Annotated in this window: 17 protein-coding genes; 11 read left to right on the top strand and 6 right to left on the bottom strand. The window is 71.4% G+C overall.

Annotated elements, in window-relative coordinates; translation table 11 throughout:
* Positions 1–121: 121 nt before the first annotated feature.
* The 3 genes from ACIPAE_RS35190 (at position 122) to ACIPAE_RS35180 (ending at position 7,861) form a co-directional block, all read left to right on the top strand.
* Positions 122–1,288 (top strand): family 16 glycosylhydrolase, encoded by a 1,167-nt coding sequence (locus ACIPAE_RS35190; RefSeq protein WP_402450912.1) that lies wholly within the window; start codon positions 122–124, stop codon positions 1,286–1,288.
* 62 nt (positions 1,289–1,350) lie between these two features.
* Positions 1,351–3,852: an RICIN domain-containing protein gene (locus ACIPAE_RS35185; protein ID WP_402450910.1), complete on the top strand. Its 2,502-nt coding sequence runs from the start codon at positions 1,351–1,353 to the stop codon at positions 3,850–3,852.
* A gap of 271 nt (positions 3,853–4,123) precedes the next feature.
* Positions 4,124–7,861, top strand: a complete 3,738-nt coding sequence (locus ACIPAE_RS35180) for a glycoside hydrolase family 2 TIM barrel-domain containing protein (protein ID WP_402450907.1) — start codon at positions 4,124–4,126, stop codon at positions 7,859–7,861.
* Positions 7,862–7,874: 13 nt separating this feature from the next.
* Here ACIPAE_RS35180 and ACIPAE_RS35175 read toward each other — a convergent pair whose 3' ends face one another.
* Positions 7,875–8,573: a FadR/GntR family transcriptional regulator gene (locus tag ACIPAE_RS35175; RefSeq protein WP_402450904.1), complete on the bottom strand. Its 699-nt coding sequence runs from the start codon at positions 8,571–8,573 to the stop codon at positions 7,875–7,877.
* Positions 8,574–9,013: 440 nt separating this feature from the next.
* Here ACIPAE_RS35175 and ACIPAE_RS35170 point away from each other — a divergent pair, with 440 nt between their 5' ends.
* From ACIPAE_RS35170 to ACIPAE_RS35160, 3 genes are read left to right on the top strand one after another with little or no spacing between them, the layout of a single operon-like run.
* Entirely contained in the window at positions 9,014–10,057 is a 1,044-nt protein-coding gene (locus tag ACIPAE_RS35170; RefSeq protein WP_366412967.1) for a substrate-binding domain-containing protein, read from the top strand.
* Positions 10,058–10,061: 4 nt separating this feature from the next.
* Complete coding sequence (locus ACIPAE_RS35165; RefSeq protein WP_402450902.1) at positions 10,062–11,780, top strand: ATP-binding cassette domain-containing protein; 1,719 nt, start codon at positions 10,062–10,064, stop codon at positions 11,778–11,780.
* Positions 11,777–12,820, top strand: a complete 1,044-nt coding sequence (locus ACIPAE_RS35160) for an ABC transporter permease (RefSeq protein ID WP_402450900.1) — start codon at positions 11,777–11,779, stop codon at positions 12,818–12,820. The genes ACIPAE_RS35165 and ACIPAE_RS35160 overlap by 4 nt, the downstream gene beginning before the upstream one ends.
* Positions 12,821–12,900: 80 nt before the next feature.
* On the opposite strand, the gene ACIPAE_RS35155 is transcribed toward ACIPAE_RS35160, so the two are convergent.
* The gene (locus tag ACIPAE_RS35155; protein WP_402450897.1) at positions 12,901–13,593 is read right to left on the bottom strand and encodes a FadR/GntR family transcriptional regulator; all 693 of its coding nucleotides are present in this window, start codon (positions 13,591–13,593) and stop codon (positions 12,901–12,903) included.
* A gap of 208 nt (positions 13,594–13,801) precedes the next feature.
* On the opposite strand from ACIPAE_RS35155, the gene ACIPAE_RS35150 reads away from it, so the two are divergent.
* From ACIPAE_RS35150 to ACIPAE_RS35130, 5 genes are read left to right on the top strand one after another with little or no spacing between them, the layout of a single operon-like run.
* On the top strand, positions 13,802–15,100 hold the full coding sequence (locus ACIPAE_RS35150) for an ABC transporter substrate-binding protein (RefSeq protein ID WP_402450894.1): 1,299 nt from the start codon (positions 13,802–13,804) through the stop codon (positions 15,098–15,100).
* Positions 15,101–15,103: 3 nt separating this feature from the next.
* Complete coding sequence (locus ACIPAE_RS35145; protein ID WP_402450892.1) at positions 15,104–16,060, top strand: carbohydrate ABC transporter permease; 957 nt, start codon at positions 15,104–15,106, stop codon at positions 16,058–16,060.
* Positions 16,057–16,962, top strand: a complete 906-nt coding sequence (locus ACIPAE_RS35140; protein ID WP_366412973.1) for a carbohydrate ABC transporter permease — start codon at positions 16,057–16,059, stop codon at positions 16,960–16,962. The genes ACIPAE_RS35145 and ACIPAE_RS35140 overlap by 4 nt, the downstream gene beginning before the upstream one ends.
* Positions 16,963–16,986: 24 nt before the next feature.
* Entirely contained in the window at positions 16,987–18,150 is a 1,164-nt protein-coding gene (locus tag ACIPAE_RS35135; RefSeq protein WP_402450889.1) for a mandelate racemase/muconate lactonizing enzyme family protein, read from the top strand.
* On the top strand, positions 18,147–19,001 hold the full coding sequence (locus tag ACIPAE_RS35130) for a ribonuclease activity regulator RraA (protein ID WP_402450887.1): 855 nt from the start codon (positions 18,147–18,149) through the stop codon (positions 18,999–19,001). Before ACIPAE_RS35135 ends, ACIPAE_RS35130 begins: the two co-directional genes overlap by 4 nt.
* 6 nt (positions 19,002–19,007) lie before the next feature.
* Here the strand turns inward: ACIPAE_RS35130 and ACIPAE_RS35125 are convergent, their stop codons facing one another.
* The 4 genes from ACIPAE_RS35125 to ACIPAE_RS35110 all read right to left on the bottom strand — a co-directional run bounded on the left by ACIPAE_RS35125 (position 19,008) and on the right by ACIPAE_RS35110 (position 22,615).
* Positions 19,008–19,418, bottom strand: coding sequence for an L-rhamnose mutarotase (locus ACIPAE_RS35125; protein ID WP_366412976.1), 411 nt, complete (start codon positions 19,416–19,418; stop codon positions 19,008–19,010).
* Positions 19,419–19,783: 365 nt separating this feature from the next.
* On the bottom strand, positions 19,784–20,779 hold the full coding sequence (locus tag ACIPAE_RS35120) for an aldo/keto reductase (RefSeq protein ID WP_402450884.1): 996 nt from the start codon (positions 20,777–20,779) through the stop codon (positions 19,784–19,786).
* Positions 20,780–21,026: 247 nt separating this feature from the next.
* A complete protein-coding gene (locus ACIPAE_RS35115; protein ID WP_402450882.1) occupies positions 21,027–21,992 on the bottom strand; it encodes a sugar kinase in 966 nt (321 codons plus the stop codon).
* Entirely contained in the window at positions 21,989–22,615 is a 627-nt protein-coding gene (locus tag ACIPAE_RS35110; RefSeq protein WP_402450879.1) for a bifunctional 4-hydroxy-2-oxoglutarate aldolase/2-dehydro-3-deoxy-phosphogluconate aldolase, read from the bottom strand. The genes ACIPAE_RS35115 and ACIPAE_RS35110 overlap by 4 nt, the downstream gene beginning before the upstream one ends.
* Between the last annotated feature and the right edge of the window lie 94 nt (positions 22,616–22,709).

Below are 22,709 nucleotides of genomic sequence, written 5' to 3'. Positions count from 1 at the left end.
AAAGGCAGGACCCCATGTCCAGGAGTCTTCCCGCCCCTCCCGGAGCTCCCGTCCGGCGCTGTCCGAACGGCTCGGACCTCCCACCTCACGGCCGGCGCTCTCTCCGTGACGGGAGACAGCCGTGAGCGCGTCCGCCTTCCGCCCGCGCGCGGTCCTGGCCGTGCTCGCCCTGCTCGCGGCACTGTCGGCCGCGGGCCTGGCACGGCCCGCCGCGGTCCACGCGGCTGCTCCGACCCCGCAGTACGCCCTGACCTTCGACGACGAGTTCAACGGCACCGCGGTCGACACGTCGGTGTGGAACCACCGCACGGACGTCCGCGGGAACAGCGCGCAGCGCGCGGAGAACGTCTCGGAGTCCGGCGGCGCGATGCACATCGCGCTCAAGGCCGAGAGCTACAACGGCAAGTCGTTCACCGGCGGCGGTCTGGTGAGCAAGGCGAAGTTCCGCTACGGCTACTACGAGACCCGGATGAGGCTCAACACCGGGCCCGGCTGGCACAGCGCCTTCTGGTCCACCTGCGGCGCGGGACATGACATCTTCTCCGACTGCAAGCCGCGTCCCAGTGAGATCGACGGCTTCGAGATCGACTCCGCGAGCCCGCGCGACATCCGGATGAACGCCTACGGCACCACCACGTCCACCACGGGCAACTACGACATGGGCTTCGACAGTTCGGCCGGCTGGCACACCTACGGCTACGACTACGAGGAGACCGGGGTGAGCCAGTACATCGACGGCGTGCTGACCAGGACCATCCCGTTCAGCGCCGCCGACAACGTCCAGGACTGGGTAAATCTCTGGCTGACCACCATCGCCTTCAACAACACCCCGGACCCGGCGCAGTTGCCCGCCACCGTCGACTGGGACTACGTGCGCTACTACCAGCAGGGCTACTACGTCGACAACGACGGCCCGACCCAGGCCGGTTACTCCGAGAGCGGGCCCGGCTGGGCGACCAGTTCGCTGCCCGGCTTCGCCCACTCCACCTCGCGCTACAGCTGCTCGCCGGGCGTGCGGGCGTCGTGGACTTTCACCCCGCCGGCCGGCGGGACGTACCGCGTCGACACCTGGAACATCGTCGACCCGGCCAGCCCCCCGGACATCGCGTACACCGTCTCTCCGGCGGAGGCGGGCCCGCACACGGTCGCGGGCCGGAGCGGCACCACCGGCTGGGTGACGCTGGGCACCGACCGGTTGCCGGCGGGGACGACGCAGACGGTGACCGCCACCGGTTCCGGCACCGGCTGCCTGCGCGCCGACTCCGTGCGGTTCGTCCGCGTCGCATGACGCTCCTCGCCCCTTCCGGGACCACCCCGGGCGCGGGCCCATCCCCTCTCAGGAGAGACACCATGCACAGCACCAGAAGATCGCCGTACTGGCGCCGGGCCGGGCGGGCGGTCGCCGTGGCCACCGTGGTCGCGGCAGCGGCCGCGGGCCTGACCGCCGCGCCCGCGAGCGCCGCGTCGGCGCGGGTCCGCTACGTGGCCACCAGCGGCAGCGACTCGGCGGCCGGCACGGCACGCGCGCCCTTCCGCACCATCCAGAAGTGCGCGGACACCGCGGCCCCGGGGGACACCTGCCTGATCGCGGGCGGCACCTACCGCGAGACGGTCACCCCGCCGCGGTCCGGGACCGCCGCCGCGCCGATCACCTTCGCGGCGGCTCCCGGGGCCGAGGTGACCGTCGACGGAACCGACCGCGTCGACGGCTGGACGCTGGACAGCGGCCACATCTACAAGGCGCCGGTGACGCTGGCCGGGAGTGCCGCGGCGCCCTACTCGTCGACCGAGTACCCGTCCGACGGCGACCTGTGGGCCAACCAGATCTTCTCCTCCGGCACGGTCGTCCCCGAGGCCGCCTATCCCGCGGCCTCCAGCGACCCCTGGGCCGACTCCTTCGTCACCTCGGGGTGGAAGTCCACCCGCTCAGGTGCCGGAGCGACCTGCTCCACACCTCCGTGCACCGCCGCGCTGACCGGCACGCTCAGCTACCCGGGGTTCCCCGCGCTGGGTGACCTGACCGGGGCCACCGTCTACCTGGCCGGTGCCTGGGTCGCCAACTCGGCCACCGTGACCAGCGGGGATCTGGACGGCACGAACAAGACCCTCAGCCTCGGCTTCCCCGGCAGCGACGGCCACAACGAACCCGGTGGCAGCTCGACCGGCTTCCGCCTGGTCGGCAAGAAGTCACTGCTGACCGGCCCCGACGCCTGGTACTACGACCCGGGAGCCCACGAGCTGTACATGTGGGCGCCCGACGGCGGCGCACCTTCGGGCATCACCGCGAAGAAGCGCAACTACGGCTTCGACCTGAACGGCCGCAGCGGCATCACCGTACGCGGCATCGGCCTGTTCGCCACCTCCGTGACCACGGACGACGGCAGTTCGCACGACGTGCTGGACGGCATCACCGCCCGGTACACCTCCACCTGGCAGACCTCCCAGTACGACAGCGGCCTCCCGTACGACGGGGTCTACGACGCCAACCACCACTTCGACAGCGGCATCCTGCTGCACGGCACCGACAACGTGCTGCGCGACAGCACGCTGCAGTACTCGATGGGCAACGGCGTCTCGGTCAAGGGCACCGGCCACGTCATCACCGACAACCTCATCACCGACGTGGCCTACGGAGGCACCTACACCGCCGCGATCGCGGTGGAGGTGGGCGCCCGAGACGTCGCGATCACGCACAACACCATGCACACGACCGGACGCGACGTGATCAACATGAACACCAACGCGTATCCGAACGCCGGTTACACCGACCTGCGCATCGCCTACAACGACATGTACGACTACGCCAAGGTCAACTACGACCTCGGGGCGGTCTACACCTGCTGCAACACCGCCTACACCGGCACCCGGATCGACCACAACTGGCTGCACGACCCGGCGCAGACCGGCAACGGCCTGCACTTCGACAACGGCAGCTACGACCTGAACGCCGACCACAACGTCGCCTGGAACCTGCACGGCGGCAACGGCATGTCCTTCGGCGGCTTCGTCCAGTCCGGGAAGAACCTGCCCTACCTCGAAGGGCACATCACCGACAACACCTTCGTCTCCGCCGGCGGCAAGACCATCAGCAACTACTACGCCAACCCGTCGGACGACGCCCGCACGGTGCTGCGCAACAACATCCTCGACGGCTACCGCCCCGCCGACCAGACCTACTTCTCCATTCCCGGCGGCACTCCGGACGAGAGCAACGACCTCGTCACCACCCACAGCCTGGACGGCGGCGCCCCCGATCCCCGGTACGTCGATCCCGAGCACGGGGGCTACGCCCTCCAGCCCGCCTCCCCGGCGGTCGACGCCGGAGCCGTCGTGCCGGGTGTGACCGACGGCTACGCCGGAAGAGCTCCCGACCAGGGGGCCTACGAGTCGGGCCAGACCCCCTGGGTCCCCGGCTGCACCTTCGCCGGGTGCGGGGACAGCGCGAACACGCCCACCGTGCTGGTCTCCCGGCAGAGCGGCAAGACCGTGGGCATCGGTCGCGGCAGCGCGGTCGAGCAGCAGACCGGGAGCACCGCGGCGGGCCAGCAGTGGAAGACCGTCGCACTGGGCAACGGCCAGGTGCGCCTGGTCAACCGCGCCGACGGCACCTGCCTGGACGCCCGCGGCGGTGCGCGGGCCCGCGGGGCCGCGATCACGCGGCACCGGTGCGGATCGGGGACGGACCAGCAGTGGACCGTCAAGGACGCCGGCGGCTACGTGCGACTGGTCGCGCGGCGCAGCGGCAACTGCCTGGACGTCAAGGGCGGGTCGCGCGCGGACGGCGCCGCCCTCATCCAGTGGCCCTGCGGCACGCAGGCCGATCAGCAGTGGACGCTGCAGAACGTGTCCTGACGAGAACGCCGTGCCGGGCCGGCCCCGTTCGCCCCGCCGGCACGAGCCGCGAGGTCCCCGCCGGCGGCGGGGGCCTCGTCGTCGTGGGCCACCGGAACACCGCGCCGCCGGACCACCGCGCCGCCGTGCCGCCGGCGGCCGGGTGGAGCGGCCCGCCTCCGCCGTCCGGCCGGCCGGCATCCGGCAGAGCCTTGGCCGTACGAGGTATTGCACAGGGAACGGGCTTCTCGTATATATGCTTAGCAGCCTAGTTGTTAAGGAAGGGTCGACCGTGATCCCACCGCGTCGCTCAACACCGGCGGCATCCACCGCCGCAGACCCGGGAGTTCCCCGTGGTCTCTCCCGCCGAGCAGCACTGAAGGGCCTGGCGGCCGCGGGAATCCTCTCCGCCGCGGGGGAGGTGTTCCTCGCCGCCCCGGCCGGCGCCGCGACCGGGGTCCCGCTCCCGCTCATCCCGCCGCTGCCCGACACCGTCTCCGGTGTGCGCACCCCCACGGTTCCGCTCACGACGGGCTGGCGGTACACCACGAGCCCGCCGGCGTCGTTCTGGGCGAAGGGCACCGACACCTCGTCGTGGCATCCGATCGCCGTGCCCGGTGAACCGGCGCTCCAGGGCGAGACCGTGCCGTCGAACACGGAGTGCGCCTACGCCGTATCCGTCGCCATCCCGGCCGACTTCGCCGGCAAGCGGGTCATGCTGCGGTTCGACGGCGTCTACAGCGACGCCCGCCTGTGGGTGAACGGCACGCTGGTGCGCACGCACGACGGCGGATTCACCACCTGGTACGCCGACATCACCGCACTGGTCACCCCGGGGCGGCAGGCCGTGGTCACCGTCGGCGTCACCGACCGGCCGACGAGCATCGCGGACCAGTCCGAGTACGCGCACCACATCATCGGCGGCATCCTGCGCGACGTCACCCTCGTCGCCGTACCGAAGGCGTACCTCACGCGGCTGCACGCGGACACGACGTTCGACGCCACGTTCACCGACGCCAAGCTCGCCGTCACCGTGGCCGCCGACCTGCCGGCGGGTGCCGGCGGCACGGTGCGACTGGCACTCGTGGACCCGCGAGGGCACGCGGTGGCGATCTCTCCCTCGACCGTGGCACTGACCGCGGCCGCGCCGCAGGCCACCGCCGTGATCCCGGTCAAGGCGCCGAGCAAGTGGGACGCGGAGCACCCCGACCTCTACACCCTGCGCGCCACCTTCCAGGCCCAGGGCACGACCCAGACGGTGAGCAAGGCGATCGGATTCCGTCAGGTCGCCGTGCAGGGCAACCAACTGCTGGTCAACGGCGCTCCGGTGCACCTGCTGGGCGTCTGCCACCACACGATCACCGAGAAGATGGGCCGTTCGACGACATCGGCGATGGAGGAACAGGCCCTTCGCGCCTACAAGGACGCCAACTGCAACTTCATCCGCACCTCGCACTATCCCCCGACGCCCGCCATGCTCGACTGGGCGGACCGGCTGGGCCTGTACGTCGAGGTGGAGGCGCCGGTCTGCTTCCAGTACGACACCGTCGACGACCCCGCCTACACCGACCAGTACATGGCGCAGTTCGCGGAGATGGTGGAACGCGACCGCAGCCACGCGGCGGTCATCGAGTGGTCGCTGGGCAACGAGAGCGGCATGGGCCGCAACTTCGCCGCGGAGAACACCTACGCCCACCAGACCGACACCAGCCGGCCGACCGTCTTCGAGGACGCGTCGCAGAACAACGGCGGCACCCAGGCCGACATCTACAGCGGGCACTACCCGAGCCTCGGCACCGCGAACGGCAACTCCGCCCAGCCGATCCAGTACGACGAGTTCGCCCACTGCCCGTGCTACATCGTGGACACGCTGCGCACCGACCCCGGGGTACGCGACTTCTGGGGCCACAGCATCGCGAAGCTCGCCGCCAGGTTCCGTGCCACCAGCGGCGTGGTGGGCGGTGCGATCTGGGCCGCGATCGACGACGTGTACCACCTGCCGTCCGGGCCGGTCGGCTACGGCGAGTGGGGCATCATCGACCTGTGGCGGCGGCACAAGCCGGAGCACTGGCTGACCAAGAAGGCGTACTCGCCGGTGCAGATCGCCGACGGGGTGCTGACCGGGCTGACCCCGGGCGGCAGCGTCCCGGTCACGGTGGCCAACTGGCACGACCACAGCAACCTGGGCGAGTTGACCATCGCGTGGCAGATCGGCACCCGCTCCGGCAAGCTGACCGGCGTCGACATCCCGCCGAGGAAGAGCGGAACGCTCACCGTCCCGAAGGGTCCCTGGTCGGCCGGCGACGTGCTGCACCTGACCTTCAGCCGCGGCTCGTCGGTGGTGGACGAGTACCGCCTGTGGCTGAACAGCCGTAGGACGCCCGTCTTCACGCCGGTCGGCGGCACCGCTCCCACGGTCCACGAGACGGCGGACACCATCACCGTCAGCGGGGTCGACGCACCGTTCACCGTCGTCTTCGACAAGGCGGCCGGACGGCTGACGGAGGCGACGGCCCACGACGCGCAGGTCCTGATCGGCGGCCCGGACCTGGTCATCTCCCGCGCGGTGCCCGGGGCCTGGACGGGGGGCTCGGCGACGGTGGCGACCAGCGGCGGGCAGGCCGTCGTCACGCTGAAGGGCCGGTTCGGGGCGGTCGACACCACGATCCAGGTGGCCGTCGACGGGCGGGGGCTGCTGACGACCACGTACACGCTCGCCGATCCGCCGACCGGCCAGGTCAGTGATGTGGGCGTCTCCTACACGCTCGCCGACGGCACCGACACCTTCACCTGGCAGCGGGACGGCCAGTGGACGGCCTACCCCGACGACCACATCGGCCGTACCACCGGCACCGCGACGAAGGCGCGGGCGTCGGGCACGGACGGCTACCGGACCCAGCCGACGTGGTCGTGGGGCCAGGACACCCACAGCTACTTCCTGTTCGGCAAGGACGGTGCGGCGCAGTGGACCAACGACTTCCGCAGCACCAAGACGGGGGTGCGGCTGGCCAAGGCGACCTCCGGCGCGTCAGGGCCGGGCGTGCAGGTCGAGTCGGACGGCACGGACGCGGTGCGGCTGGCGCCGGTGGAGCCGGAGCTGATCGACGACGCGTCCTCGCAGGTCGTCTACACCGGCACCTGGACCCACGCCGGCACCGACTCGGGCTACACCAGCGGTGACCTGTTCGGCACGGAGTCCTTCTCGAACACCGCCGGCGACACCGCGACGCTGGCCTTCACCGGCACCGGGGTCGCGCTGTACTCGGCGCTGGCGGACAACCTCGGCATCGTCAAGGTCTCCGTGGACGGCGCCGTCAAGGCCACGGTGGACCTGTACGGATCGGGCAAGACCCCGGGCCGGCTGGTGTTCCGCAGCGACCCGCTGCCCCGCGGCAGCCACACCCTCACCGTGGAGTGCACCGGCACCAAGAACGCGGCGTCCAGCGGGACCTACGCCCTCGTCGACGCGTTCCGGGTCATCGACCCGGTCATCGACGACGCCTCGGACCGGGTGGTGTACGCGGGGGAGTGGACCCACGCGGACGCCTCCCAGAGCTGGACCCAGGATGACCTCGACCGGACCGAGTCGTTCAGCCGGAAGGCCGGGGACACCGCGCACGCGGACTTCTGGGGCAACGGCGTCCGCGTGATCTGCCCGAAGGGGCCGACCCAGGGCATCGCGGAGATCAGCGTCGACGGCGGCGCGGCCACCCGCGTGGACCTCTACGCCGCGGCCAAGAACGCCGCCCAGAAGGTCTTCGAGCTCGCGAACCTGCCGGAAGGCCGGCACACGGTGTCGGTACGGGTCACGGGCGACAGGAACACGGCGGCGAGCGACACCTTCGTGTCGCTGGACGCCTTCGAGGTGCTCAGCGCCGACCCGTTCGCCGCCCAGGAGCCGGGCGTCCGGCTCATCACCAGCGCGCGGATCAACTACCCCGACCTCGGTTGGGGCAACTACACCGATCCGGCGATCACCCTGGCCGCGAACTTCAGCGCCACCACCCGGATGCGGCTGCTGGGCTCGTAGCCCGGCGCCGGACCTAGGGAAGGCCGAGGTCGTGGCTGGTCTCCGCGAGGTGGCCGGTCATGGCCTCGGCCGCCGCCGCGCCGTCCCCGGAGGCGATGGCGTCGAGGATGCGCTGATGCCCCTCGATCGTGGCGTCCTGTCCGGTGCCGCGCTGCTCGCGACCCTGGTAGCTGGCCCGGCGGGCGTCGAGCAGCACGCCGTTCATGGCCGCCAGCAGGAAGGAGAACACCTCGGACCGCGCCAGGTTGGCCACCGCCTGGTGGAAGGCGAGGTCGCCGGCGATGAAGGCGTCGCGGTCCCCGACCGCGCCCCGCATGGTCTCCAGCGCCTCCGCCGCCTCGGCCACCGTGCCCTCGCCCGCGGCGACGCACGCCGCGGCGCGCTGCGCGAGTTCGCCCTCCAGCACCCTTCGGGTGTCGAGCAGGTCCCGCAGGTCCATCGACTTCTGGCTGAGCCGGAATTCGAGGATCTGAGCCAGCACGGCGGGCGAGGGGGTGGCCACCGTCGCGCGCTTGCCCTGGCTGGACGCGAGGACGCCGCGCGCCACCAGCGTGCGGATGGCCTCGCGGACCACCAGCCGGTTCACGCCGTGCCGTTCGGCGAGTTCGCCCTCGGCCGGGATCTCGTCACCGGCACGCAGCTGGCGCTGCTTGATCTCCGAGATGATCTCCCGGACCACGTGGTCGCTCAGGGTGGTACGTGCGAACGTCATGCGCGCGCCTCCAGACCGCACTTGGCGTCCGGGCACGCCTGGTAGGGGTGTCGCGAGGCACAGCGGCCGACCGTCTTCACAGCCGCCATATTGCCATGTCGCCGGGCGCCGGGGCGCCCGACGGCCGGCGGGCTGTTCCGCGGTGCGCCGGGGACCGCGCCGGGGACACCCCTGTGCTGATGCGCCTTCATCCGATTCCCTCTCCGTTCGGCTTCCCCGGCGGCCCGGCCCCCAGGTCGGGACGCCGGGGAAGCCGCTTCGACGAAAGCCCGTGACGAGCTCCTGTCCCTACGCTTGACAGCATAGCTGCTAAGCAGCACGATGCATCTCACCACGGACCGGGCGAACCCCCCGCGCGCTCCGCCCGAACGGTCCCCCCATGGCCGAACCGCAGCACCTTTCGTCCCCGGTCAGGGGCTCACACACTCACTGGAGCCAGGATGCCCATCTCGCGAACCCGCTGTGTCACCGCCGTCACGGGCGCGGTGGTCGCCCTCGGACTCGCCGCGTGTTCCAGCGGCCAGACCTCCGTCAGCGCCACCCCCACGGTCGCCCCGGTGCACGGCCGGATCACGCTCACCTATCTGCAGAAGCAGGGCGACCAGCAGTACTTCATCGACGAGGCGGCGGGCGCCAAGGCGAAGGCCGCGGCCCTGGGGATCGGCCTGAAGGTGGTCAACCTCGGCAGCGACGCCAACAAGACCGTCAGCGAGGTCCAGTCGGCGATCGCGCAGAAGAGCAACGGCCTGATCGTCGTGGTGCCGGACCCGTCCGTCGGCCCCCAGGTCGTGCAGATGGCCGGCGACGCCAAGATCGCCCTGCTGACCTCGGACGACCAGATCTGCACCACGGGTCCCGACCCCGCCAAGTGCCCCAAGGCCGACCTGGTGCCCCGGATCGGCTTCTCCGGCGCCCAGATGGGCGACCAGGTCGGCAAGCGGGCGGCCGCGGAGTTCAAGAAGGCCGGCTGGAGCGCCGGCGACACCCGGGTGATCTCCGCGTGGGAGCAGGACGTGACGGTCTGCGGTGACCGCGTCAAGGCCGCGCAGAAGGCGTTCGACGCGGCGGCCGGGGCGAAGGTGCAGACGATCAACGTGGCCACGGACAACACCCCGACCAACGCCCAGGACAAGGTCGCCGCGACGATCACCGCGCACACCGACGTCAAGCACTGGCTGATCTGGGGCTGCAACGACGAGAACGTCCAGGGCGGTGTCACCGCCATGCAGAACGCCGGGGTCAGCGCGGACAACGTGATCGGCGTGGGCCTGGGCGCCTACCTGGCCTGCAAGGACTGGGGCTCCGGCAAGCCGTCGGGCATGAAGGCTGCACTCCTCCTCGACGGCCGGGACGTCGGCGCGGTGGCCGTCCAGACGATGTACGACAAGCTGAAGAAGGGCAAGGCGTTCCCGCAGGAGGCGTTCGCCCCCACCACCATGGTCGACCCGGCCAACTGGCGGTCCACCGGGGCGAAGTGCAGCTGATCCGATGACCGCCTCCACCGCTCACCGGCCACCGTCCGACGACGGCCTGACCGCCCACGCGATCACCAAGCGCTTCGGCGCCGTCCACGCGCTGCGGGACGTCACCCTCACCTTCCCCCCTGGCCGCGTCACCGCGCTGATGGGCGAGAACGGGGCGGGGAAGTCCACGCTGCTGCGCATCCTGACCGGAGACCACCGCCCGACCGACGGGCGGGTGCTCCTCGACGGGCGGGTCCTGGACCTGAACTCGCCGACCGACGCCCGCCGGGCCGGCATCCGGATCATCCCGCAGGAACCCGAGATCATCCCGCATGTCTCGGTGGCGGAGAACGTCTACGCCGGGTCCCTCCCGCGCAGGGCCGGCCGCCGCCTCGACCGGGCCGAGCTGCGCCGCCGGATCACCGCCGACCTGGCCCGCCTCGGGTTCGACAAGGTCCTCGACGCCGACCTGCTCGGCTCGGAACTCACCGCCGCCCAGCGGCAGTTGGTGGAGATCCTGCGGGCGCTGACCGGCACCCACCGGGCACGGATCATCGCCTTCGACGAGCCGACGTCCTCGCTGTCGGACCAGGAGGTCGACGCGCTCTTCGCGCTGATCGGCCGGCTGCGGGACGAGGGCGTCGCCGTCATCTACGTCTCGCACCGGATGAAGGAGATCTTTCGGCTCGCCGACCGTGTCGCCGTGCTGCGCGACGGCGCGGTGGCCGGTGTCGTGGACGCGGCGGACACCACCGAAGCCGCCCTGGTCCGCCTGATGGTGGGCCGTGACCTGACCACCCTGTTCGCCCGCGAGCGGGTGGCCACCGACCGCGTCGTCCTCGACGTCGAGCGGCTCAGCACCGACGACGTCCACGACGTCAGCCTCCAGGTCAGGGCCGGCGAAGTGGTCGCGCTGGCCGGCCTCATCGGAGCCGGGCGCTCCGAACTCGCCCTCGCGCTGGCCGGCGACGCACCCGTGCGCGCCGGGAGCCTGCGGATCGAGGGCCGGCCGCTGCGGCTGCGCGGCCCCCGCGACGCGATCCGCGCCGGGATCGGACTGGCCCCCGAGGAGCGCAAGGCCCAGGCGCTGTTCCTCCAGCGCACCATCCGCGACAACACGACCCTGGTCAGCCTCGCCCGCCTGCGCAGGTGGCGCTTCGTCGACACGGGCGCGGAGCGGGAGTTGGCCCAGCGGTACGCCGACCGGCTGCGGGTGCGCGCGCCCTCGATCGAGGTCGACGTCCGGACGCTCTCCGGCGGCAACCAGCAGAAGGTCGTGCTGGCCCGATGGCTCGCCCGCAAGCCCGCGCTGCTCATCCTCGACGAGCCCACCCGGGGCGTCGACGTCGGCGCGAAGGCCGAGATCTACCACATCATCGCCGAACTCGCCCGGGAGGGCACCGCGATCCTGGTCGTGTCCTCCGAGCTTCCCGAGGTGCTCGGTCTGGCCGACCGGGTGGTCGTGATGCAGAACGGCCGCGTCACCGGGCAACTCGACCGCGCCGACGCCACCGAGGAGGCCATCCTCGCCCTCGCCATGGCCGACGACCTGGCCCCGCCCGAACCCGACGCCGAACCCGAACCCGACGCCGAACCCGAACCCGACGCCGGACCAGAAACCGACCCCGAACCCGAACCCGACGCCCAACCCGACGCCGGACCAGAATCCGATCCCGAACCCGCCCCCGGCGGGCGGACGGCACCATCCGACAGCAACGACGCCGCCTCCGGAGGAATCCGATGACCGCCGCCCCCTCCACCGCCGACCCCCGGTCCGACGACATCGACGCCCTGCCGTCGCCGGCCACCAGGTCGCAGCGGTGGCTCGCCCGGGCCGGCGGCCAGAACCTCGGCCTGCTGGGCGCGATGGCCGTGGTGCTGGCCCTGTTCGGCACCCTCAACTCGAACTACCTCAGCTGGGACAACATCCAGGTCATCGCCGAGGCGGTGACGATCTCCGGCCTGCTGGCCGTCGTCCAGACCGTCGTGATCATCTGCGGCGCGCTCGACATCTCGGTGGGCTCCCAGGCCGGCCTCGCCTCCGTCACCAGCGCGATGGTCTTCACCTCCTGGGGCTCCAACGCCTTCCTGGGCATGGGCGTCGCGATCGCCATCGGCGCCGTGATCGGCCTGCTGAACGGCGTGATCATCGTCTACGGCCGGGTCAACTCGGTCATCGCCACCCTGGCCGGCCTGGCCGCCTACAAGGGCGTGGCCCAACTGGTCTCCGACGGGCGCGCCCAGGGATACGTCCTCAACAACTCCGTGTTCGTCTTCCTCGGCCGCGGCAAGATCGCCGGTATCCCCGTCATGGTCTGGCTGCTGATCGTGGCCGCCGTCGCCGTCCACATCCTGCTCAAGCAGACCGACATCGGCCGCAACATCTACGCCATCGGCGGCAACGACACCGCCGCGCGGCTGGCCGGCATCAACCTCAACAAGTACCTGATCGCCGTCTACGCCCTCAGCGGCATGGTCGCCGCCGTGGCCGGCATCCTCCTGACCGCCCGCACCGGTTCCGGCCAGCCGACGTCCGGAAGCGACGGACTCGAACTCCAGGCCATCACCGCCGCGGCCCTGGGCGGTTGCGCGCTGAAGGGCGGCAAGGGCGGGGTCGGGGGCACCCTGCTCGCCGTCGCCCTGCTCGGAGCGCTGCAGAACGGCCTCACCGTCCAGGGCGTCAACGCCTTCTGGCAGAACATCGCGCAGGGGCTGCTGCTGGTCGCCGCCGTCGTCATCCAGCAGCGCCGCACCGGCGAGCGGGCGGTGGGCCTGCCGGCGTAGGCGCGGCAGCACCTGCCGCGCCCTCTTCCGCATCGGCGCCCTCTTCCGCGACCTCGTCCGCCACGGCAAGCCGGCCTGCTTCAGGCCGGCTTGCCGTGGTCGGCGAAGTACGCGTCGAGCCATCGGCGTGCCGTGGTGACGTGCACGTACGCCGCGCACTCGGCGCCGTGGGCGTCGCCGGCCTCGATCGCGCTGAGGATGTTGTGGTGGTGCTGGATGGTGAGGTCCACCGCGTTGTCGCTGACGATGCCGCCCCACAGCCGCAGCCGTACGGTCCTGCTGGACAGGCCGTCGAGCAGGCTGATCAGCGTCTGGTTGCCGGTGGCCCGGACGATCTCCGCGTGGAACTCCAGATCGCTGTGGACCAGGCCCTCGATCGAGCGCTGCCGGGTGTGCCGTTCGTAGGTGTCGCGGATGCGGTCCAGGTTCTCGGGGGTCATCCGTGTGACGGCCAGCCGGGTCGCCGCCGGTTCGAGGAGCTCGCGGGTCTCGATCACCTCCCGGAGCGTCTCGTCGCGCATCACCTCCACGGCGAAGGCGATGCCTTCGAGGAGCTGGGCCGGTTGCAGGGAACTGACGTACGTCCCCGAGCCGTGCCGGACGTCGAGCACGCGCATCTGCTCCAGGACCCGGACCGCCTCGCGCAGCGAGCTGCGGGAGACGCCCAACTGCTCGGCGAAGTCGGACTCCTGGGGGAGCCGGTCCCCGGGACGCAGACGTCCTTCGATGATCAGCTTCCGGACCTCGGCGACGACGCCGTCGATGACAGCCACTGGCCATCCCTCCTGTGCCATGAGTGAACGTACGGCACCTGGTGTGAGTGCCGTGGTCGACTGCGGAAAGTTCTCCGATGACTTGGTGATCGAACGTTGACATCAACGCCATCGAGGTGTCACATAGGCGCTTAGCGTACACGAGAGGTCGGAGAACTTTCTCTCGATGGGCGCCATCGACCCCCTCACCTCTGAGGAAGAGAACCCTATGAAAACCAGACGCGCGGTCGCACCCCTTCTCGCGGCGACCAGCTTGCTGCTCGCCGCGTGCGGCGGGCACAACGGGGCCGGTGCGAACGTCAAGCAGCAGGCGTCCGCTCCGATCACCATCTGGGTCGACGACACCCGGACGAAGCCCGCGCAGGAGTACGCCGCGGCCCACCCGGAACTGAAGGCCACCGTCAAGTCCGTGGACAACACGCACGGGAACATCCCGGCCCAGGTCGCCCTCGCGGTCAAGGCCGGCAAGGACGTGCCGGACGCGGTCTTCCTGAGCTACCCGGACGAGCTGGCCAACATGCTGGTCAACCCCGTGAACTACGCGCTCCCGCTCAACGGCGTGGTCGGCTCGGACGTCCTGGGCGGATTCGCGAAGGGGTCCACGGCGGCCTGCACGTTCGACGGCAAGACGTACTGCCTGCCGAACGACCTCGCGCAGACCGTCCTCTACTACAACAAGCCGCTCTTCGCGAAGTTCGGCTACACCGTGCCGAAGACGTTCGACGAGTGGCTCGCGCTCGGCCTGCGGGTCGGCAAGGAACACCCCGGCTACTCCCTGGGGTCGGTGAACAGCCGGTACGGACTGAACGGCTACTACGGCTCCAGCGGCTGCGCCTTCAACGAGTCGAGTTCTCCGACCACCGTCACCATCGACGTGAAGTCGCCCGCGTGCACCAGGGTCGACGACGTGGTCGGGCCGCTCCTCGCCAACAGGACGCTCTCGAAGCTGGACCCGTTCGACGCGGCGTACACCCCGGTCGTCAAGAACGACAAGCTGCTCGCGACGATCTCCCCCGCGTGGATGGGCGACTACGGGATCAAGCCGACCTCACCGAAGAAGGGCCAGTGGGCGGTCGCGCCCATGCCGACCTGGAAGGGCGCCGCGACCAACGCCTCGGGCACCGCGGGCGGCGGCATCTGGGTGGTCTCGGCGAAGTCGAAGAACAAGGCGGCCGCGGCCAAGTTCGCCACCGGCATGGCGACCGACCCCAAGGTCCAGGCGGCCTCGTCCGGGTACCCCGCCTACACCGCGGACGCCGACATCTGGCTGAAGCAGGTCGCGAAGGACGACTGGTACGCCGAGGACCCCTCGGCGGTGTACCGGGACGCCGCGGGGAAGATCTCCCCGACCCTCGGCTTCGTCCGCTTCCAGGTCCAGGCGGAGGACGCCTTCAACGCCACCATCCTCAAGAGCGGGGGCCACGACATCGGCGCCGCCCTGGAGAAGTTCGGCGAGCAGCTGACCAAGGCCGCGCGGTCGGCGTCCTACAGCGTCAAGGGCGACTAGCGGATGGCACCGCTGTCCTCCTCCGCGGTGCGCGGCCGGTCCGGGAGCCGGTCCCGGGGCCGCACCCGGAGCCAGGCCCGCAGCCGGTTCCGCAGCCGCACCGCGGGAGTCTCCTTCGTCCTTCCGTACCTCGCCGCCCTGGTCCTCTTCGGCCTCGTGCCCACCGTCTACGGCATCGCCACCTCGTTCTCGGTGACGCCCGTGATCGGCGACTCCTACACGAGCCTGACGGAGAACTACTCGGCGGTCCTCAGCGACTACCGGACCCTGCGGGCGGCGCAGAACGTCGGCTCCTACCTGCTGATCTGGCTGCCGTCGATGCTGGTGGTCGTCTTCGCCGTCGCGCTGGCCATGGACGCGCGGCGTACCCGGTTCGCCGCCCTGACCCGGTTCGTCTCCTACGTTCCCGGAGCGGTCACCGGCGCGGCCTCCGCCCTGCTCTGGCTCTTCATGTTCTCGCCCGCGGCCAGCCCGGCCAGTGCGATCCTCCGTCCGTTCGCCGGCGACTCCGGAACCGTCATCAGCGACGGCTCGCTGCCGGTGATCCTGTCGGTGATGGGCATCGCCGCCGGCGCGGGCGGCTGGATCGTGCTGCTCTACGGCGCGCTCACGGACATCTCGCGGGATGTGCTGGAGGCCGCCGAACTCGACGGCGCCGGCGCGTGGCACGTCGTGTGGCACATCAAGCTGCCGATGCTGCGCAGCTACATCGGCTTCATCTTCATCGTCTCCCTGGCCAACGGGTTCCAGGTCTTCGTCGAACCCCAGGTGCTCGGCGCGGGCGCCCGCGGCCAGGTCGACAGCACCTGGTCGCTGAACCAGCTCGTCTTCTCCTACGCCACCGGAGAGTCGAACTACGGTCGCGCGTCGGCGCTTTCGGTACTGCTGCTCGTCGTCACGGTGACGGCCGCGGTCATCGTGATCAGGAAGACCCGTTTCTACTCGAAGGATGCGGCATGAGCACGCTGTCCTCCTCGTCGGCGGAGCGAAAAGGAGTGCGGACCGCGTTCGGCTCCTTCGGCCGCAACGTCCTGCTGTCGATGACCGTGCTGTTCTTCGGCGTCCCGATCGTCTGGCTGCTGCTCGCGCCCACCAAGACCCGCGACCAGCTGACGGGCGACCAGCCGCTGTCGTTCGGCAGCCTGTCCCACGTGGGGTCCGCCTGGTCGCACGTCTTCGGCTACGACCACGGCATCTTCGGTACCTGGCTGGGCAATTCCGCCCTCATCAGCGTAGCCGCCGTGGCGCTGGCGCTGGTCACGTGCGTCCCCGCCGGATACGGGCTGGCGAAGTTCGCCTTCGTCGGCCGCACCACGATGCTGTTCCTGACCCTGGTCACGATGATCGTGCCCCAGGCGGCGCTGATCCTCCCGCTCTACCTGGAGATGTCGGCGGCCGACCTGACGAACTCGCTGTGGGCGGTGATCCTGCCCCTGTCGTTCTACCCCTTCGGGGTCTACATCGTGTACCTGCACGCGATGGCCTCGGTGCCGAACTCGCTGATCGAGGCCGGCCGGCTCGATGGTGCCTCGGAATGGCGGATATTCCTCCGCATCTACGCGCCCATCGCCCGGCCCGCGATCGCGATGGTCGCGTTCTTCTCGTTCGTCACGGCCTGGAACACCTTCTTCCTGCCGTACATCATGAACACCGACCCGCAGCTCGCCAACGTGCAGACCGGCCTCCAGCTGCTCGTGCGCAACACCAACGCCCTCGGCGGCGCGAACTTCACCGGAATCCCGGTGCGCGAACCCGAGGTCGCGCTCGCGGCCCTGATCTCCATCTCCCCGATCCTGTTGATCTTCGTCTTCGCGCAGCGTTTTCTGGTCGCCGGTCAGAAAGCGGGAGCGGAGAAGGAATGAACACCCCAGAAAGGCCCAACCGCTGTGATAACTGACGTCCGTACCCTGTGCGCCACCCGGCTGCACACGCGAGAAGACCAGTGGGCGACTGACCGTTATCGCAGTGTCAAAGCGGATGCGGCCATCGTCGTGGTGGAGACCGACGACGGTGTGACCGGGGTCGGGGAGGCCTGCTCCTACGGCAATCCGCGGCAGATCGCGGAATGGGTGCGGTGGTACCGCGGCAGCCTGGTGGGCGCCGACCTCGACGACTTCTCCGTCGTGCCACGCCCCACCGGGACCGCCCTGGAGCACGCGGTGGGCTCGGCACACGACTTCGCCGTGGCCGGCATCGACTGCGCGCTGTGGGACGCCCGCGGCCGCGCGGCCGGAAAGCCGGTGGCGCGGCTCCTCGATCCGGCGGTGTCCACGACCGCGGTCGACGTCTACGCCTCGGGCGGCGTGCGCTACGACTGGCATGACGACCCCCGCACGCTCGTCGCCGACGTCCTCGGCCATGTCGAGGCCGGCTACCGGACGGTGAAGTTCCGGCTCGGCACCGCGTGGCACTGGGACCGGGTCACCCCTGCCCGCTTCCTCGCGCTGTACGACGAGGTGCGCGACGCCGTCGGCGATCGCGCCGGGCTGGCGGTCGACGCGAACAGCAGGCTGTCCCGCGCCGAGGCCCGGGAGCTCGCGGAGGGCCTGGCGGCACGCGGGACCCTGTGGCTGGAGGAGCCCCTCGGCAAGGACGACATCGAGGGCTACGAGGAGTTGACGTCATCGGTCGACCTGCGGATCAGCGGCGGCGAGTCCTTCACCACCATCGAGCAGTTCCGGCCGTGGATCGAGCGCGGCTGCTTCGACATCGTCCAGCCCGACGCCGGAGTGTGCGGCATCAGCGAGGTCATGCGGGTCGGACGGATCGCCGCCGACGCCGGTATCTCCCTGATCCCGCACTCGTGGCACAACGGCCTGATGCTGATGGCCAACGCCCACGCCGTCGCCGCGCTCCCGAACGCCCCCATGGTCGAGGAGTGCATGGTGCAGGGCCCGTTGAGGTGGGGCATCGTGCAGGGCGGATCGCGGGTCAAGGACGGCACGGTCTCCGTGGCGGAGTCGCCGGGCCTCGGCGTCGACGTCGTCGACGACCTCGAGGAGCAGTACCCGTACGTCGAGGGCCACTACAGCGTGGAGGTGTACCGATGACCGGTTCCTCCGCTCCCGCGGGAGCGATCCAGCCGTCCGGCGTCGGCCCGGACGGAATCCCGGAGTACACGATCCACGGGGCGTGGACCCTGCCGGTCAAGGGCCCCGCCGTCCCGCCGCTGGACCCGGGCCTGGTCGAGGCGTTCCGGACGGTGACCGCCGCCACCGCGTCGGCGAAGCTGCACCAGATGGGGATCACCAAGACCTTCCTGCAAGGCCCCCGGACCAACAAGCCCGGTCGCAGGGTCGTCGGCCGGGCGGTCACCTTGCAGTTCATGCCGATGCGGGAGGACGTCTACACCGACGCCGGCGTCACGCAGGAGTACGTCGAGCGGGCGACCGCGCTGTGGGCGGTCCTCGACTTCATCGAGCCCGGCGATGTGCTGGTCGTCCAGGCGTACGGGTCGCTGCGCAGCGGGGTGGTCGGCGAGATGCTCGCCCGGCACCTCCACAACCGCGGCGGCCTCGGTCTCGTCGCGGACGGGGGCATCCGGGACTCGGAGAAGCTGGACGGACTCGACGTACCGATCTGGTCCCTCGGCCCGACACCTCACTACGCCTCCCAAGGGGAGCTGCTGCCCTGGGGCTACCACGTGCCGGTGGCGGTCGGCGGCGCCCTGGTCCTCCCCGGGGACCTCATCGTGGCCGACGACGACGGGGCGGTGGTGGTGCCGGTGGCGAAGGCCGCCGAACTGGCGGCGGCCAGCGCCGTCCACGAGGCGTGGGAGGACTTCTCCCGCGAGAAGCTGGCGCTGGGCGGCGCGCTGCGCCGCTACTACCCGCTCGACGACGTCGGCCGCGCCGAGTACGAGGCGTGGGAGGCCGCGGGACGGCCCCCGCTCAGCGCCTGACCACGCTCAACGTCCTGACCACGACGCCGGAGTGGCGAGCGTCTCGCCCGCCGCTCCGGCGAACTGCTCCGGGCCCACCATGGTCCAGATCAAGGGGAGGAGCTCGTCGGAGCCCTCCCCTTCCTCCAGCAGCGCGGCGATGGTCCGGTCCCACTCGGGGTCGATCGGGCCGAGCCCGAGGATGCGCTCCACCATGACCTCGTAGCGGTCCTCGGACTCGATCAGGTGGAAGAGGCCGCGTCCGTCACGCCAGATCTGCCATCGGACCACGCCGCAGGTGTGCAGTGCCCGGAGCACCGCCGGCGGAACGGCGGCGTGGACGGATGCGTACCGGGCCTCCATCCCCGGGCGCAGCCGGGTGCGCCGGCCGGTCACATGGACCGCTCTGCCGGCCGGTTCGGTGTCGGGATTCCGCACCAGTGTTCCTTTCGCTGTGGAGTCCGCGAACCGGGGCGGCGCGGAGGAGGTCTCCCCGCGCGCCGCCCCGGTCCTTGTGCGGGTGGTCGGTCGGTTCGCCGCGGAACCGCCGGGGTCGGTCGTCACTTGATCGGCTGGAGCGTGAACTCCATGGTGCCGACCTCGCCGCAGGTGTGCTGGATGAGGTCGGCGCCGTCGGCGGTGTGCCTGCTGCCCGCCGGCGGCCGAGCCGTCACCGCCCGGGGACACGTAGGACACGGAGCCGACCGCCTGGGCGGACTGGGGAGCCATCCCCCATGGCGGCCGGGGAAAGCGCCCTCGTGACGGCTGCCACGAGGGCGCGACGGGGCGCGAGGCGTACGGTCCTACGGCCGTCCGCGCCGGGGCACGAGCCGCTGCTCGTCGAGGTCGTCCCACAAGGCGTCGGGGATACGCGTCCCGACCCGGGCGACGTTCTCGTGGACCTGCTCGGGGCTGTCGGCGCCCACGACCACCGCGGTCACGTGCGCGTCGAGGAGGGGGTACCGCAGGGCAGCCGCGGGGAGTTCGACACCGTGGGCGAGGCAGACCGCCTCGATCCGCCGCGCGCGGGCGAGCACGTCGGCGGGCACCTGGTGGTAGTCGAACGTGGCGTCCTCGCGCGGCGACCGGGCCAGCAGCCCGCTGTGGAAGACGGCGGCGGCGACCATCACCGTGCCGTGCCGCGCGCACGCGGAGTCCAGATCGGGCACCGCGCTGTTGTCGAGGAGCGTGTACCGGTTCGCGACCATGACGACATCGGCCAGGCCGGTCTCGACCGTGGCGACCAGGGTGCCCGGGTCCATCGAGCCGGCGCCGATCGAGGTGACCAGACCCTCCTCGCGCAGGCCGGCCAGGGCGGCCATGCCGCGGGGAACCGCCTGGGCGTCGTCCGAGCGCTCCGGGTCGTGGAGGTAGAGGACGTCGACCCGGTCCGTTCCGAGCCGGCCGAGCGAGTCCTCGAGGCCGGCCCGGATGTCGTCCGGGCCGAACCCCCAGGTCCTGCCGTACCGCGCGGGAACCACGAACCCCTCGGGGTCCGTTGACCGGCCGTCCCACCGCGGGTCCTCCCGCAGCAGCCGCCCCACCTTCGTGGACAGGGTGAACTCCGAGCGCGGCTTGGTCGCCAGAAAGCGGCCCAGCCTGCGCTCGGAGAGGCCGAGCCCGTAGTGGGGTGCCGTGTCGAAGTGCCGTACGCCGGCGGCCCACGCCGCTTCGAGCGCGCGCTCGACCTCCTCGTCGGAGCGGACCCGGAACATGTTGCCGAACGGCGCGCACCCGAGGCCGAGTCGCGGCAGTCCGGCGCGCTCGGCCGCCGGTGGGGTGTGGCGGCGGTCCGCCATGGTGCCCTCCTGAAGTGTGCTCGCGTGTCTGGGCGAAGAGGTAGGACATCTTCGGCCCGGCGCTGGACAGTATGCCGGTAGTTGACGCTATCGGCAGCCCCTGAGGTCCCAAGAGATACGATCTCTCGGGCGGTCGTTCTGGGACATGGCGCACCTTGGCAGCGCACCTGACTGGGCGTCAGGGGGTCGCGGGTACGAATCCTGTCCTCCCGATCGGCGTCGACGGTGAACGAGCCCCGCGCTCGGCCTAGCGCAGCGTCGTCCCGGCGGGCTGGTCGAGGAGCGCGAGGTCCGCGCGCGTGGGCAGGCCCTCCCAGTCGCCGCGGCCGGCGACGGCGAAGGCGCCGGTGGACGCGGCCCGTTGGAGCCTGGCTGCCAGGTCCAGCCCGTCGAGCAGCGCCGAGAGGTAGCCGGCGACGAAGGCGTCGCCGGCGCCGATCACGTCGTCGACCCGGACCGGGCGGGCGGCGACGCTGACGGTGCCGTGGGCGTCGGTCGCGCTCGCGCCGTCGCCGCCACGGGTGACCACCACCTCGCGCCGTCCGCGGGCGACCAGCGCGGCGACCGCGTCGCTCTCGTCCAGCCCGGGATCGTCGCTGACCAGGTGCAGTTCGTCGGCGGACGCGACGAGCAGGTCGGCGGTGCGGGCCAGCGGCAGCAGGAGCCTCCTGGCCCGCTCCGGATTCCACAACCCGGCACGGTAGTTGACGTCCAGGCAGACCAGGGCGCCCAGTTCCCCGGCGCGCGTCGCCGCCGCCGCCGCGGCCTCGGCGGCCGAAGGACCGAGGGCCGGGGTGATTCCGGTCAGGTGCAGGACGCGCAGCCCGGGCCGCAGGGCGGGCAGCACATCCTCGGGCCGGATGGTCGATCCGGCCGATCCCGCACGGTAGTAGGCGACTTTGGCGAGGTCCCCGATGCTGTCCTCGCGGACCAGGAGGCCGGTGGCGCGTCCGTCGGTGTCGACGCGCGCGTGGGTGACGTCGACCTCTTCGGCGCGCAGGGTGCGCAGCACCAGCGTGCCGAACGCGTCGTCCCCGACGCGTCCCACCCATCCGACCCGGTGGCCGAGCCGGGCGAGGCCGATCGCGACGTTGGACTCCGCGCCGGCGACGGACAGTTCCATCGCCGGGCCGAGCCTGATCGGGCCGGTGGCGCGCAGCGCGGCCATGGTCTCCCCGATGGTGACGACCTCAGGGCCGCCGGCGGCGGTCATGCCGTGACCTCCTCGGCCAGCGCGCTGCGCCAGTGGGCGACGCGCCGGCGCAGCGCGGCCAGGTCCCCGCCGTGGGCCGCGTCGCCGACGAGTGGGGTGCCGGCGCCGACGGCCACGGCTCCGGCGGCGAGGAAGGCGCGCGCCGCGCGGGCGTCGACACCTCCCACGGGCACGAACGGGATCGCCGGAAAGGGATCGCGCAGCGCCCTGAGATACGAGGGGCCGCCGAGCGAGGCGGGGAAGAGCTTGACCGCGAGCGCTCCGCACTCGTGCGCGGCGACGACCTCGCTGGGCGTCAGGGCGCCGATCAGCGTGGGCAGTTCCAGTGGCATGGCCTCGCGCAGGTCGTTGCCGAGCCCGGGGGTGACGAGGAAGCCCGCCCCCGCGTCGGCGGCCTTCGCGGCGTCGGCCGCGGTCAGGACGGTGCCGGCGCCGAGGTGGGCGCCGGGGCCGAGTTCCCGGCGGGCCTGCCGGATCACCCACAGCGCGTCGGTGGTGGTGAGCGAGACCTCGGCGCAGGTGATGCCCTCCTCGGCGAGGGTGACCACCGTGCGCAGCGCGGCCTGGCGATCGCTTCCGCGCACGATGGCGACGGTCCGGTGCGGCAGTTCGGTCGGATTCATGGCGGCCCCTTGTGCGGCGGTGTGGTCCCCGACGGCTCTGCCGGCTCGTCGATTGCTTGACAGCATAGCTGCCAAGTGCCATCGTCCTGTCGTA

The sequence above is a fragment of the Streptomyces sp. NPDC087270 genome (assembly GCF_044744625.1).
GTDB lineage: Bacteria > Actinomycetota > Actinomycetes > Streptomycetales > Streptomycetaceae > Actinacidiphila.
This window is presented reverse-complemented; position numbering and strand designations above follow the sequence as displayed.

What these genes read in the sequence shown, in the direction of transcription:
- ACIPAE_RS35150 (WP_402450894.1), top strand. Translation starts at nt 13,802, where the DNA reads ATGAAAACCAGACGCGCGGTCGCACCCCTTCTCGCGGCGACCAGCTTG.
- ACIPAE_RS35170 (WP_366412967.1), top strand. Translation starts at nt 9,014, where the DNA reads ATGCCCATCTCGCGAACCCGCTGTGTCACCGCCGTCACGGGCGCGGTG.
- ACIPAE_RS35130 (WP_402450887.1), top strand. Translation starts at nt 18,147, where the DNA reads ATGACCGGTTCCTCCGCTCCCGCGGGAGCGATCCAGCCGTCCGGCGTC.
- ACIPAE_RS35145 (WP_402450892.1), top strand. Translation starts at nt 15,104, where the DNA reads ATGGCACCGCTGTCCTCCTCCGCGGTGCGCGGCCGGTCCGGGAGCCGG.
- ACIPAE_RS35185 (WP_402450910.1), top strand. Translation starts at nt 1,351, where the DNA reads ATGCACAGCACCAGAAGATCGCCGTACTGGCGCCGGGCCGGGCGGGCG.
- ACIPAE_RS35110 (WP_402450879.1), bottom strand. Translation starts at nt 22,615, where the DNA reads ATGAATCCGACCGAACTGCCGCACCGGACCGTCGCCATCGTGCGCGGA.
- ACIPAE_RS35140 (WP_366412973.1), top strand. Translation starts at nt 16,057, where the DNA reads ATGAGCACGCTGTCCTCCTCGTCGGCGGAGCGAAAAGGAGTGCGGACC.
- ACIPAE_RS35160 (WP_402450900.1), top strand. Translation starts at nt 11,777, where the DNA reads ATGACCGCCGCCCCCTCCACCGCCGACCCCCGGTCCGACGACATCGAC.
- ACIPAE_RS35165 (WP_402450902.1), top strand. Translation starts at nt 10,062, where the DNA reads ATGACCGCCTCCACCGCTCACCGGCCACCGTCCGACGACGGCCTGACC.
- ACIPAE_RS35175 (WP_402450904.1), bottom strand. Translation starts at nt 8,573, where the DNA reads ATGACGTTCGCACGTACCACCCTGAGCGACCACGTGGTCCGGGAGATC.
- ACIPAE_RS35115 (WP_402450882.1), bottom strand. Translation starts at nt 21,992, where the DNA reads ATGACCGCCGCCGGCGGCCCTGAGGTCGTCACCATCGGGGAGACCATG.
- ACIPAE_RS35120 (WP_402450884.1), bottom strand. Translation starts at nt 20,779, where the DNA reads ATGGCGGACCGCCGCCACACCCCACCGGCGGCCGAGCGCGCCGGACTG.